Source organism: Vibrio sp. Y29_XK_CS5, from assembly GCF_024181835.1.
Taxonomy (GTDB): Bacteria; Pseudomonadota; Gammaproteobacteria; order Enterobacterales; family Vibrionaceae; genus Vibrio; species Vibrio harveyi.
Genome location: NZ_JAMZAM010000002.1, coordinates 340,298 through 353,949 on the forward strand (window position 1 = coordinate 340,298; position 13,652 = coordinate 353,949).

12 protein-coding genes are annotated in these 13,652 nt (G+C 36.6%); 8 read left to right on the top strand and 4 right to left on the bottom strand.

From position 1 onward, the window contains the following. Window positions 1-33: 33 nt before the first annotated feature. Window positions 34-2,205, bottom strand: coding sequence for a hypothetical protein (locus NL647_RS11760; RefSeq protein ID WP_253650170.1), 2,172 nt, complete (start codon window positions 2,203-2,205; stop codon window positions 34-36). 353 nt (window positions 2,206-2,558) lie between these two features. On the opposite strand from NL647_RS11760, the gene NL647_RS11765 reads away from it, so the two are divergent. The 5 genes from NL647_RS11765 to NL647_RS11785 all read left to right on the top strand — a co-directional run bounded on the left by NL647_RS11765 (window position 2,559) and on the right by NL647_RS11785 (window position 6,661). Then, on the top strand, window positions 2,559-3,632 hold the full coding sequence (locus NL647_RS11765; RefSeq protein ID WP_253650171.1) for a hypothetical protein: 1,074 nt from the start codon (window positions 2,559-2,561) through the stop codon (window positions 3,630-3,632). 144 nt (window positions 3,633-3,776) lie between these two features. Then, window positions 3,777-4,013, top strand: coding sequence for an AlpA family transcriptional regulator (locus NL647_RS11770; RefSeq protein WP_080654158.1), 237 nt, complete (start codon window positions 3,777-3,779; stop codon window positions 4,011-4,013). Between the two features lie 37 nt (window positions 4,014-4,050). Further along, a complete protein-coding gene (locus tag NL647_RS11775; RefSeq protein ID WP_114093171.1) occupies window positions 4,051-5,529 on the top strand; it encodes a YfjI family protein in 1,479 nt (492 codons plus the stop codon). 31 nt (window positions 5,530-5,560) lie between these two features. Further along, complete coding sequence (locus NL647_RS11780) at window positions 5,561-5,800, top strand: AlpA family transcriptional regulator (RefSeq protein ID WP_253650172.1); 240 nt, start codon at window positions 5,561-5,563, stop codon at window positions 5,798-5,800. 204 nt (window positions 5,801-6,004) lie between these two features. Further along, a complete protein-coding gene (locus NL647_RS11785; RefSeq protein WP_047513271.1) occupies window positions 6,005-6,661 on the top strand; it encodes an inovirus-type Gp2 protein in 657 nt (218 codons plus the stop codon). 72 nt (window positions 6,662-6,733) lie between these two features. Here the strand turns inward: NL647_RS11785 and NL647_RS11790 are convergent, their stop codons facing one another. Beyond that, window positions 6,734-6,898, bottom strand: a complete 165-nt coding sequence (locus tag NL647_RS11790) for a hypothetical protein (protein ID WP_155243525.1) — start codon at window positions 6,896-6,898, stop codon at window positions 6,734-6,736. Between the two features lie 857 nt (window positions 6,899-7,755). On the opposite strand from NL647_RS11790, the gene NL647_RS27250 reads away from it, so the two are divergent. From NL647_RS27250 to NL647_RS11805, 3 genes are all read left to right on the top strand, one after another. Beyond that, window positions 7,756-9,399 carry a methyl-accepting chemotaxis protein gene (locus tag NL647_RS27250; protein WP_253650173.1) on the top strand — a complete coding sequence of 548 codons (1,644 nt, stop codon included), beginning with the start codon at window positions 7,756-7,758 and terminating at the stop codon, window positions 9,397-9,399. 465 nt (window positions 9,400-9,864) lie between these two features. Further along, on the top strand, window positions 9,865-10,320 hold the full coding sequence (locus NL647_RS11800; RefSeq protein ID WP_051177480.1) for a hypothetical protein: 456 nt from the start codon (window positions 9,865-9,867) through the stop codon (window positions 10,318-10,320). Window positions 10,321-10,335: 15 nt separating this feature from the next. Next, complete coding sequence (locus NL647_RS11805; protein WP_253650174.1) at window positions 10,336-11,100, top strand: helix-turn-helix transcriptional regulator; 765 nt, start codon at window positions 10,336-10,338, stop codon at window positions 11,098-11,100. Window positions 11,101-11,992: 892 nt separating this feature from the next. Here the strand turns inward: NL647_RS11805 and NL647_RS11810 are convergent. Both NL647_RS11810 and NL647_RS11815 read right to left on the bottom strand, forming a co-directional pair. Further along, the gene (locus NL647_RS11810) at window positions 11,993-12,277 is read right to left on the bottom strand and encodes a hypothetical protein (protein ID WP_017188291.1); all 285 of its coding nucleotides are present in this window, start codon (window positions 12,275-12,277) and stop codon (window positions 11,993-11,995) included. A gap of 372 nt (window positions 12,278-12,649) precedes the next feature. Next, complete coding sequence (locus NL647_RS11815) at window positions 12,650-13,420, bottom strand: hypothetical protein (RefSeq protein WP_114093175.1); 771 nt, start codon at window positions 13,418-13,420, stop codon at window positions 12,650-12,652. Window positions 13,421-13,652: the final 232 nt, after the last annotated feature.

The following is a 13,652-nucleotide window of genomic DNA, read 5'->3' on the forward strand; positions in this document are numbered from 1 at the left end:
CAGTACACCAAGATGGAATGAGTTGAATGTAGTTTATGGGTTACGCATTAAGGTGCGTCTGGTTTTGAGGGCTCCCTCATGATTTATTGTCATACCGAGATTTTGTCGCTGGCAGATAAGTAACCACCATTCAGCTGCAATAATGCCTCGCTTCAAATCTGCGATAGTAGAGTTCTTTTTTGTGTTTCTTCGGACAGCTTTGTAACATTCATTTGCGATTGCACGTACATCCGGATCAGGATCTGACTGTTTGATGAAATACACTGCTTTATGAACTTTGCCGTTAAGATCAACCCCTAACTCAGTTAGTGCCTTTAAGTATCCTTGTCGCCAAACTGAAGATCGTTCGACTATTTGTTCAACTGCGTATTGTTTATCACGCGCTTTTTCGCCTTTGCGAAGGCGTAAACGGCTCAGACAAAACTCAGCTAATTCGTGAGTACAAGCTATATAGGGCTGCGATAACTTTTTTTCATAGTTTTCTGGTGCTTCGCCCAAATTGATGACTTCATTATTATCAAAAAGTTTCTTAGCAAGGTCGCTAATAGGCTCATACCACTGGTTCGTGCTCGTATTGAAGGAACGATCTCGTAACGAAATCGCCTCATCAGCAAAGGAACTCGAATAAGAACGCATTAATAACATACGATGACGAAAAGACTTGCTTGGCTGAACCTTGTCTAGTCTTTCCAATAAAACCCTGAGCAGATCACTATAGTAGAGAGGTGTTTCTGTCTCGTCAGACTTAGAGACTTCTCCTCTCAAAATACCAATGCTTTTATCAATATACGGAGTTAGATTTTCACCATGTAAACAACGAATAGCAGTAGTAGTCCATTCAGGGATTAACCTCTTTGGAAAATTAACTGTTTCAGGAAGCCCTCGAAACAGTTCGCGCCACCATTCAGAACAGGCGGAATAGAACTCAGAAGAGACTCCCCTTCTTGCAGGGACATGAGCCGATAAAATGCGAAGTTGCTTCTCAATTTCTAACTCATTCATATTCGCCAAGAAAAGATCTTTCCAGGTAGCAAAAAAAGTTTCGCATACCCATTTTTCAGAGCTACTAGATAATTCTGGCGCTCTTTGCTTATCGCCCAAAATGCGGTCAAAGTCTTGCTGGATCGACCATCCTATCCAAGTTTCTAATTGCTGTAAGCTCAATTGAGAACATAATGCTTCCAGCTCGCTGTTGCGACGAATGTCTAGTTCTTCATGACGTTGTGTCTCCCAATCAAATTCTCTGTAGAAATCATGGGATATATGGTTAAAGTACCGGTCAACTTGATTAGCCCATTGTTCAAGTTCTGGGCCTGAAGCATTATCTAAGTTAAAACTTAGAATCAAAACCTTCTCAAGCTCCTGCTTTGTGTGGTTGAGCCAGTTAGTTAGAGATCTTTTGATCTCTTCGTCATCAAAGTCTTTCTGCCAAACTAGTGACTCAAGCCGTTCCCATGGCGTGCCCCAAAAAAAACTAGATAAGTCACAAGAAATTCGTCCCATTTCTGCATCATGTTTGAGCCATGTTTGTAAGAATTCTAGGCCAAGTCGGATTGATTGAGCGTGTTCGCAAGGGGAACTAGAATCATCTTCTGATGAAGCTAGCGATAGTAGTCCTTTAAATAAGGTCGACTCGTCTGAGTGGTATCTTAAACTGTCAAACGGTGGAGCAATAAAGTACAAGCAATCCCAAAGAATGTGCAGTCTCTCATTTCCATTGAGGGAACAAAACGCATCATCATTGAAAAACTCTGTGGTGAAAAAAAGCTCATCATCATAGTGATTTCGAACAAACCAACCATATGAGCTAAAGTGTTTTTCCATTCCCGCTTTATAGAAGCTGTAAGGAGAGGTTGGAAAATATGTGTTTGCTACGTCAGTCAAAAATTTGAATAGTGATGACTCTTTATAGGAATCGTCAGCACGAAATGGCTGTAAGCGAAAACGAATGTTTATATTTTGGCAAAACGCTAGCGCCACGCACTTTTCTGGTTCAGAGTTCTGCTCATTAGCGGTAGTCAACGCATCTTCAAGGCGTGACGAGTTATAAAAGACATCAATCCAGTTTTCTGAAAAGTGTTTAATCAATAACGTTCGGAAATTACCTTGAATTTCAAATTCATCAAGTGCTTGCACGAAACGTTCAACGGGATCTTTTTTTTCATCGAGGGAGCGATTGCCAAATGGCGCATCTATCCTGCACATAGTTTTCTCCAATAAAAATGGGAGTTAGGTTTCACATATAGAATTAACCGGAGCAGTGTCCGGATTTGCAGCTGAAACCTCCCGTGCAATAGAGGGGAGCGGAAAAGTGAGTAACGTACTCGGTAGCCGACTGCAATTTAGTCCAAGAAACCCTAAGTGAATTTCTTAACATTGTCAACATCTTGGGGGCACAATAAGAAAAGATGAGCATTCTAATCGGCGTTTGAAAGCTCACCACCAAGTAGTGTCGAATCTTGTTTCTCTGTGAAGTTTTGATCTCTCTAGCGGCGTACTGTTGCTATTTCTGCTACTAATAGCAACAAATAGCTATAGTTTTAAGGGCAGAGAACTACATGATGAAAAGACCCCGCCGACTTGATGAAGTAGATTCGGATACTTCAATTGGTGACAAGTTGAGGAAGTGTCTTGAACTTGACATTCCGGTGCTAATCCAAGTTCCGGCATCCATGGATGTATGGGCGATAGACCCAAAGTTAAACCAGTTAACGAAAAAGGATGTTGTTTTAAGTGAGTCAAACGTTGTTACGCAGCTTCCGCTAAGAATTCATCTCTTAGATGGGCAATCTCTTTCTCCTTCAGAGAAACATCATATTCACACTTCGGATTTGGCAGCATCAACAAAGTTAGCTCACGTCGAATACTTGCAGTTGAAGCATGGCGATATCTCCAGGTTACTGGCGCTTCATCAGCTGGAGCTTAGTAAGTTTGATGCTGTTTTCGTTTACGATAACGATACTCGTGAATACAGTTTGTGCAAGTCTGTACCTGTATCAAAATACAGTTTTAGTATCGACGAAACTGATAGCCGAGCGAACCTTGAAAGCGCTCTAATAGGAAAGATCAAGTTTTCGGATCGAGAGTTGGATTATGTGCTTTGTAACCAATACAGCGGAGAGGAACAATATAATCACCCGGTTGATATCATCGAAAATTGTTCTGTAACTCAGTCGGAATGTTGGATCTTGGAGGAGCATCTATCACTTTTAACCTTTGATAACTCTAGCTATGAAACTAGTCGATTTTTTCTGGAACCTAGGTTCCATATATCAACGGCATTCGTGGAGCTTTCAAAAGCTGCTTTTGAACTTCAGGAAATGGGTAAAAAGCCTATATCTGGTGGAACATCTGGCTACTTGGCCAGCAAGCATAAGTGTTTCAAGCCAAAGTATGTCAGAGAAGGGGGGACGTGGATCATCAATCGTAGTAAAAAAGAACCTGGAAACAATTACTTTGAGAAGCTGAAGGGGATTTTTGAAACATATTGGACCGGAAAACACAACCAAGATAATGCTGAAGTGCGCAGAGTAACTCAAAACGTCATTTACATACTAGAGACAGAACTGGGGCTCAAGTCGAGCAGTGCCAACGGGGTTGAAATGATATTGAGACCGGATAAATACAAATAAATTAAAAAATTTTTTAGGAGTCCAGAGTCTTGTCTTTACAGGCTTAAGGATTCCGTTTATAGGGATTTCCTATCGGTGGCTCCTTTTTCCTACTCCCTGACATAGTGTTTACTTCTCCCATCAAATCAATTTGGGAGAAGCAATATGCAAAATCACCACACACCACATTCAAACAAAATCCTTCGCTTGAAAGACATAGCGTTGCTGACCGGCCTGTCGCGGTCAACGATTTATGACAAGCAAAACCCTAAGTCCCCGCGGTTTGACTCTACATTTCCTCTGAAGATCCAGCTTGGGGCAAGAGCTGTTGGCTGGCGAGAAAAGGACATCATCGAGTGGATCAACTCTATGAGATGTGGGTCTAGTCTGGGCACCAAATAGCAAGCAATTGTTCATCAAACCGAATGAGGAGGACATCGTGAATCACTATAGATATCAATTTCCTATTGATGGAGGGTATACACCTAAGGTCGAATATTCAAAGTTGATCACTAATGCGTTCAATGAGGCGAAGACAATAACTCAAGCACCAGATCCAATGGTGTACTTAGCAACCATTAGTGCTGTGTCCGTTGCTATGCAGGGCTTGATTAATGTTGAAATGCCAACGAAAAAGGTGGCGCCGGTTTCTCTGATGTCATTAATTATTGCGGAATCTGGAGAGCGGAAGTCATCGCTAGAAAATTTACTTACGAAGGGGATTAAATCATTCCATAAGGAAAATGCTGAGGAATACCAAAACAAGTTAAAGGAGTACAAGATCAGAGAAACGCTTTTCGAGAAGAGAAAAACTCAAATCGAAAAGTCATTTGATTTGGAAGATGAAGCATCTTTGGAGCTAATGGTTAGAGCTCTACTAGAGCATGAAAACAATGCTCCGCAGAAGCCTACACTTGCTAGTCTCAGCTTTGAGGACAGCACAATTGAGGCGTTGCTTAATGGATTAAGTGAACATATTCCTAATGCTTATCTTGGTTCTAGTGAAGGAGGAGTACTTTTAAACAGCCGAGTAATGTCCCACACAGCGAGCCTCAATGCCATGTGGAGTGGCGATGAAGTAACGGTAAATAGGAAAACGTCGGGTACTTTTACGCTGGAACAAGCTCGACTCACTATCAACATTATGACGCAATGGAGTGCGTTAGAACGATTTTTAACGAAAAACAAAGACGATGTTCGTGGCAATGGCTTCCTGTCTCGATTCCTAGTCTGCGCACCTCAATCAAATTGTGGTTTTAGGCAATCCAATGGTATTGAATACTCGTCGGCAAACCTTGCGGCCTTCAACAAAAGACTTAGCGAATTAATGTTTCAAGCGTCAGAGCTAACGGACTACACAGCGAGGAGGGTTGTTCGGTTCTCTAATGAGGCAAAAAAAATCTGGCTTGATATCGCTAATGATATCGAATTCGAGATGGCCCCAGAAGGGATTTTTGAGCATGTAAAAGATCACGCTTCCAAGCTACCTGAGAATATAGCTCGCTTAGCTGCGCTCATTCATAGTTTTGATGATTTGTCAGACAGCGAAATTTCTAAGGAAGCATTATTTGAGGCTATTGATCTTATCGCTTATTTCTCTAATGAGTTTATTAAAGTTTTTTCAACTAAGCCTAAACATGAGATAGATGCTGAGAATTTGTATTATTGGTTCAGAGAGCAAGCTGATATGGGGGTTAGATATATAAAGAGAAATAAGGTTCTTCAGTTTGGACCTACTGGCACAAGGAAGAAAAAATCACTCGATATTGCTTTGGACTACCTTAAAACGATAGAGCCATTTGGTGAGATTCTAGTAAAGAAAACTAAGGTTATAGATTTGTACCCCCATTATTCATATGATGAAATTAAGCTCCAAGATGATCTGCTATTAGATATTGTGCATAAGTGGGATTATTAGCGTTTTTACTCTTTAGCGATGAGGATGTTGAATGAAATTGATTACGTTACTTCAGGTTAAGAACTTAACAGGGCTCAGTAAAACGAGTATTTATAAGCTGATGAGAAACGGCTGCTTTCCATTAAATATTAAAGTTGGGAGTAGATCTAGTCGCTGGGTAGAGAATGAGGTAATTGAATGGTCAAGGATAGAACGATTATTGTCAAACTTCCCTGAAATAACGAGTGCCCAGAAAAGAGTAAACTGTGTTTTTAATGATGGAAATAAATAGAGAGTTGCTTGTTCATAATTATTGCGTCATCTCTCTATTTTTGATTTTAGATGATAACTGCTTTACCTGAATGGTTACTTCGGAAAAGGTTATTTACTATTAGGTATTATCTTCTGTTAGTTTTTCTGTTTCATAAGTATCTTTAAAAATTAAACTACTTTTAATCTAAGATTTATTATCCATTTTTAAATTTTTGGAGTTGATATGTATTTCGAACTATATCAAGGAACTCTATACTCTGGGCTTACCCTTAATCGTAATTGTCAATTTAATGGACGTTATTTAGAGTCTGTCCATCAGACATTGATAAACGCATTAAACGACCACAAGAGGACATTTCTGTTTCATGCGATATTGCGGTATCCAATCAACTGGTGTGTTGGTAGAGATGGTGCTATCAGTCGGTTTATCAGGGCATTCAAAGCCAAGGTTGAAGCCGATTTACAGAGTAAGCGTAGAGAAGGAAGGGTTCCGCATCAGACTAGAGTTCGTTATGTCTGGGTTCGAGAAGTGAATGAATCTCAGAAGGAACATTATCATGTATTCATTTTGGTTAACAACGATACATATTACAGGCTCGGTCATCCTAACGCTTCTATGCCTGGTCAATTAAGCTGGATGGTCAGTTCTGCATGGGCTAGCTCAATTGGATTAACGGAAGAGAGCGTTTCTGGATTAGTTGAATTCTCCGGTTCAAAAAAAGTTGATGTTAAACGTATACCAGATAGCCATCGGAAAGAACGTGATGGTGTTGTGCGCGACTCTTTTGAGTCTGCCTTTCACTGGATGACGTACATTTGCAAAATTGAGACGAAGCGATATGGAGATAATGAGAGAAACTTTGGGTGTAGTCGAAATTAAGAAGTTTTGCATGTGGGGAGTCATGCTCCCCTGTTAGATTTTGTAGACGCAAGGATTACAGCTAAGGGCTGACTATTCGAGAAATGGTCCTTTAGCTGAGTCGTGATTCTCTTTATCATGAATCTTTTGCCTCACGTCAGTCTCATCCTTACCTTTTGTGACCAGTTTTTTTATTTTACTTTCCTTCTCTTCTGCGAAATCTTGTTCTTGCTCTTCTAAACGAAAATCATGGGACATAGCACGGAGTCCTTTAATAGACCTGTTGACGAGATATGTTATCAATGAGGTAGCCCTACATTTGATGACACTGGTCTAATTCTCGCAAAAAAGCCTTTTTCTTTAATAATATATGTCTCAAAGGAGGCTAGTTTAGGATAGTAGTAGCAGGGTTTAGATCTTGTCATGCTCTGCACTAGCTTGTCGTTCGCACTCGTGGTTAAGGTCGTCCAAAATAGCAGAGAACATCATGTTTTACTACATACTGACCAGCCAATCGTTTCTATCATTTGTCTGTGTATTGACTTATGTTTGGGTTTATTCTTCTAAGAGTTGCAAGAAGAAGTAAAGCAAGTTTATTAAGGACGTTAGACGAATTTAGTTCCCGATAGGGAGTAAGTGTTTTTTAACACACTTAAAGAGAAGTTAATAAATTAATGCTATAACAGCCTTTTATATAGTTGCACTGTGACACTTTTTTATGTGGGAAATATTAATTAATTCTGGGTTTTATTAAATGTTTACAAATTGAAAGTTTACGATGTTGACTTTTGTTTTGTATTTCTTTTAAAACTTAGTGAATATAACAAAAATAGACTGTGTAATATAGTTTATGATTCTGAAAATATGTTTATTTGATTATTTAATCATAATAAACATAAAACTCACTTAAATTACATGTAAGTCATGCTATTTTTGCATGATTATTCTCACGTCTTGACTGAATGCGTGAGTTTGGTTGTAAAAAGTGAATGGACGGTTTTTGTTATGTGTCTCATTTTGGAACTTTTTGTTGAAGAAGTTTAGGTGAGTGTTGTGTATCTTACTTGAGAATTCTTATTTTTAATTTGTAACTTTATGCAACAAGAGGCGTTTCGGTGAAAAAAATATCTATAAAAATGAGATTGACAATATTAATTTTAATAAACATAGTTGGTTTATTATTTATACTCCAACTTATTTATTCAAATTATAATGAAAATGACAAAAACGAAAGAGTTGTTTTTCGAGAGGTTATAGTTTCAATAGTTGACTTTCAAGAGCTAAAAAGCGATCTGATAAATTTGCGTCGTCTTGATTTGTATAATATCGCGAATAAATTTGACTCTGAACCAGAAATCATTAAAGAATATGAAGATGTAAAAAAAGAAATCATAGACAAAAAAGTCAAATTATTTAGAAGTGATTTTGAATTTGTAGTGAATAATAATTCATTATTGAATAAGATATTTTCTTCCTTTGATGTTTATCAAAGTGAAATGATAAATAATGAAAAGTTAGTTAGGAGTGGCATCAATGTTGCTAGAGCTGATATTGCAAACAAAACAGGTGTAGAATTTCAAAAATCACTTTCAAGCATTGATGAAATGTCTAAATTGCAAGATGAATACGTGGAAAACTATAGGCTAAATAGCAAGGAAGAAAGGCTGAACAACTTATATAATTCAATTTCTGTTTTCTTTATGGTGATGTTAATTTCAGTTTTATATGGAGTTGTTTTTTTCAAAAATATAAATGACAGAATTGGTATCATGAATGCTTCCTTGGAAAGGCTAAAAAATTTAGATCTAACTGTTGGTCCTATGTGTAAATTTATCGCGTCTGATAAGTTTATAAATGATGAGATTGGTAGTCTTATGTTAACTATCAAACTTGTGAGAGAAAAATTCAAAGATACTATTGAATTAATGATAAATAATATAGAGGAAAATAGGCTAGCGATTAATGATATAAATAACAAAACAGTAGAAGACTTAGTTTCGTTAGAGAATCAAATGTCATCGATAGATATGCTTGCTACCGCTATAAATGAGATGCATGTATCTGCACAAGAGGTCACTAGTAATATTAGTCGATCGGCTATGTTAACTAATGATATTTCTGAACAATCAAAAACAACAAAAAATATCTTAAACTCGAGTACCAAGTCAGTTTCAGATGCATCTACTGAAATTATGGGCTGTAAGGAAATGATATCTGAATTAGAAGTAGATTGCTCTAGAATATCTTCTGTTTCGGACATAATAAATAATATTGCAGACCAAACTAATTTATTAGCTTTAAATGCTGCAATTGAAGCTGCAAGAGCGGGAGAGCAAGGCAGAGGATTTGCGGTAGTTGCTGATGAAGTAAGGATGTTAGCTCAAAAAACGCAAACATCAACATTAGAAATTGACAACATAATATCTTCTTTGCAGAACAAGTCAAACATGGTTTCAGATAAAATGAATGAAATAATGTTAACTACTGCAGATTCAGTTTCTTCCTCAAATGAAGCTGAGAATAATTTTGACTATGTATATAACTCGTTGATGGAGATATATGATATGAGTCATCAAATAGCAACGGCGGCAGAGGAACAAAGTCAAGTTATCGAAGATATAAATAAAAATGTAACTTTAGTTTCTGATGTTTCAAGGGATACTCTTAACAGTATAAAAGGGACTACAACATCTGTAAAAGAAATAAACTCTAGATCTGAAAATATCCAACATTCGCTGCTAGAGTTCAAAATTAACTAGAATTAACTAAAAACCACCTGCTTACACAGGTGGTTATACATCATTCCGTGTCTTAAAATGTAAAATAACAACATTTCTGAAGAAATATTTTAAGTGTATTAACTGTGTCTTGTTAGTTATATTTGTCTTTATTGTCAACTAATACCATTATTAAAATAAGTTGTTGTAATAGGCTATATGCCTAAAGTAAGGTGATATTAGCCCTTCGTTATAGAATGCCAAGTAAATAAATTATCTTTATAAATTAAAGCTATAAGATATTCCAAGTTCGTGACTTGAATGTTATTTATAAAAAATGCCACAAAAAGTTCCATTTTAACCGTATTAGTTTTGAGAAAAACTATAAAAAACAAATGGATGTGCTTTTTCTTGAAGACTTTAATTGATACTTAAAGATATAGATGAATCATATGAATTTTACTATTCTATATTCCGCGCTAATGTTATGTAATTTGGGGGTAAGGTATGCCAGTCGATGATTGTGACCTTTTTATTGCTTCAGATATCAATTCTATGGAAGATTTTTTAAAAACAGCGTTGTCGAATAATAAACGGATTCATTGCACCTTTTCTTATTACAATTTAGATATGATAACTTTGAGGGAATTGAAGAAAAGAAAAATTTCTTCGATTACATTTACATGTGGAAAAACTATACTTTTTAAGGATGTTTTTATGATAAAAGAGAATGAGAAAAAACTATTAACATTACTTTGTGATTATTTGTCTAATGAGATGTTATATTGCGAAGAGGTACTTTCAAAAACAAAAGACATTGAAATGGTATTACCGATAATTAAGAAGAAAATAGATATTTTGGATAGATTTAAATTTCCAGATTTTGAAATGTTAAATACCGAAGTTTACGAGTTGGAAACAAAGAGAAAAGAATATTTAATTTTATTATCTAGATTTTTATAAAATAATTATGATTGCATGGAAGTTATAAGTACATCTCCGTTTGATATATATAATTTGATGATTAATCTTAAGTTTGGTTATCTGTTATATGTTAAGTTAAAATCAAAAAAACATATAGTTTATTTTAAAAGGTTCTATTCGTTATCTTGCTATGATTATCTTATATTTCCAGGAGAGCAAAAGAAAATAAACATTAAAAGCTTAACGCAAAATAGTGATATAGAAATAAAATTAATAAAATTCAACTCTACTCCTAGATATGATTTGTTATCGAAGAGTCTTGAGTGTAACAAGAATTGTAGTTTAAGCACTAAAAAAGAGATCAAAGGCTTGATAAAGACCATTTTAAGTCTTTATCAAGCTGAGATGATTATAGATAAAGTGACACTTGATTCTTTATTGGACGTCATGTTTTTTTCTATGGCAAAAATTTCAATATTGCATGTTGTGTTTTTTAGTGAATTATCTTTTTATGATAAAGTTAATTTGTATGTAAATGATAATTATAAAAGTAGGGGTGTATTAGTTTCTCTTTCAGAGCATTTAAACATAAGCCGATCAAAGTTGATGAGGCTTTTGAAAATGAATGGCATTGTTATTAAGGATATATTATTGAGAAGGAGAATGGAAAATGCTTTGATTATGATTGAACGAGGTGAGTTAGATATTTTTAATGTATCTGAAGGTTGTGGGTATAAGTCAACATACCGGTTTAACGAACAGTTTAAAAAACATTTTGGTTGCACATTTTATCGGTATGTCAAAGAGATAAAACAATGAGTATTTATGTTAGTATTCTATATGTACTTTCAATGATTTTTATCGCTTCCGTAGTGGCTATGTTATTAATTGTTTTTTAGTAATACAAATAATTATTTATGATTAAGCTTATTGTCGAGTTAAAAGATTCCAACTTTAAATGTAGCGAATGTGGTTTAAATAGTAATGTTTACTTTGTTCGCTGTTTGTTTTTTAGACAAGGTATCAATAGGGTTTTAGCTAATTATTATCATTTAGAGTGTTTTCTTAAAAAAGAGATTGCAAAGTATAATGATGAAAAATTTTTTATAAGAATTAGAGCGGAATGAGAATATTAATATATTGTGCAGAATTCCTGTTTTTTGTAATAAAAATGTCTAGAGGAATTCAATAAGATTTTATTTAAATTTTTCTGATGACTTTTATATTTGTTTTTTATTATAGTGTTTATCTATAGTGGTTGATATGTAAGTCTAGATTATAAAGGACTAAGATGAAAATAATTTGTTCCGACTTTTATATTCTTAATGGATAGTGTATTAAAGTATTTTTCTATTATATTTAACTGATGAGGTGAATAAATAATACCATCCATTGATGGTTGTTCTTAGAGCGGAAAAATGAATTTTATAGCATGATGATTATGAAGGTTAAAACTCATTGTTTTTATTTTTTACGTTATTGTTAAGTACGTCTTACAAGGTTGTTTCTTACTTGTCATCTATAATATTTGTTAATAAGGAGAGTTGATGTTTTACTCTAATCGAAGCTTCCAACTAAACTATCAGTGTTGGAAGGCAATAGTTGATAACAGTAGAACTGAAAGAAGAATGTATCTCACGTAGGTAGTATTAGGTTACTACTTATGATACCGAGGCAAAAAAAGGTGCACTTTCGAGCACCTTTAGTCCAATTACAAACCAAGCGTAATTAGTGCTTGCTTGTACTCTTGATTGATTTGTTGTTTGACCATTTCGCGACGTGTTTCTATCGGCGCATGGTCTGAGATGGTCAGCGCCTTTTGTTCAAGATAAGTTAGCTCATCTGCTTTCCATTGATCTAAAACCCGTTCAATTTGAGCTGGTGTGAACTCCTGCTTAATGGTTTCAATGCTTAGGTGCTCAATCGCGCTTTCAGCAAAAACGTTCGTAGAGAGCACTACAGAAGTGATAACGATAGTTTTGATGATAGATTTCATAGTGTGTTCCTTACTAGCTAATGGATGAATAAATCATTGATTCAGTCAGTGACAAGACGACAGGTTGTGAATGGGATGTATTGTGGGAGATAAGTATGCGGGATATGCCTGAAAGCCATACTGAGGGGACGGCCGTTCCCCTCTACTTGAATTCCTTGGATAAAGCGAATACAAGGCACAATATTGAATAGCCGGCGCTTTCTGCCTTTGTAAGTCAGCCAGTGGAGTTTCGCTGGTTAACTTACGCGCTGACTCATCAAGTCTTGTGCTATGGCTCTGCGAATAGCAGGGAAGTAAGCAACCCTGTAGTTCCGCAGAAAGTTGAAACAGACACAGAGTAATACCTGCAGCGGCATTACTTGCCGGATCGGTTTAGTTTTCCGTCAAGTAACGGTCTGAATCCAAATCGATATGTTTACCGTAGAGCTCTGGTTGTAGAGAATACTGGTGAAGCTGAAAGTTGGTGGGGTAGTCAAAGTGGAAGGTTAAAACCTTGACCTCTGCTACGTGGTGTAACGCAATGTCGAATGTGTTGTTGTCTGACTGGTAGATAAGATGGAAAGACTGAATCGAGAGTAATAGACCTAGTGGCATCATGCTTTCGATAGTCTCGCCAGTTTTTAAGGTAATGGTTATTAGCCGCTGATACGTTAGGGCTAAAGCGAGTGGTTCAAAAATGGTGACTAACTCTTCAACTGTCTCAACTGGACAGAAAGTAGAATGAGTACCAGCCCTTGTGCTTTCTCCTTGTTTTCGTTGTAAGCCTGGATAACTGCGCTGGTTGCTGAGTATCGGTTGAAAAGCGGATTCAACGGCGTAGTGTAATTGCTCCGGAAGCGCATCTGAGATCATGGCTTTGGCGAGTTGCAAAACGATCGATTCTCTTGGACCTAATACAAACGGACTTGTCAATCGGCGGCTGTATCCGTATGGCTTGTTTCTCGTATCTTTGTCCACATCGAGATATTGTACAACCACATCCAGGTTGCGCTGTATGGTGCGGATGTCTCGTGTGATACCAACGTGGGATAATTCGGTTTGTAGTTCCTGAGCAGTGACTTTACGGCCTTTGGGGATGCGATGATACAGCTCAAAAGCGAAAGACAACTGCTCGGTGGTTGTGGGTTTACGTTTTGTTGTCATGGCGTTTGTGAATGGGCTTTATGCACTAGCTGGCAGAAAGCAGCACATGCTAGTGATCAAAGCGGCAATACTTGCCTGATCGATCTTCAACGTTGCTCCTGATTTATCAGGGGCGTTTATGCCGATATGAATGGTGAACGGTGTTGTTCCTCCTTGGTTGTGCTGGGAATTCGAATTGTTTGAATTTTTTTACTCAAACTTACCTATATCTATGAGAGCAGTGATGACTCAC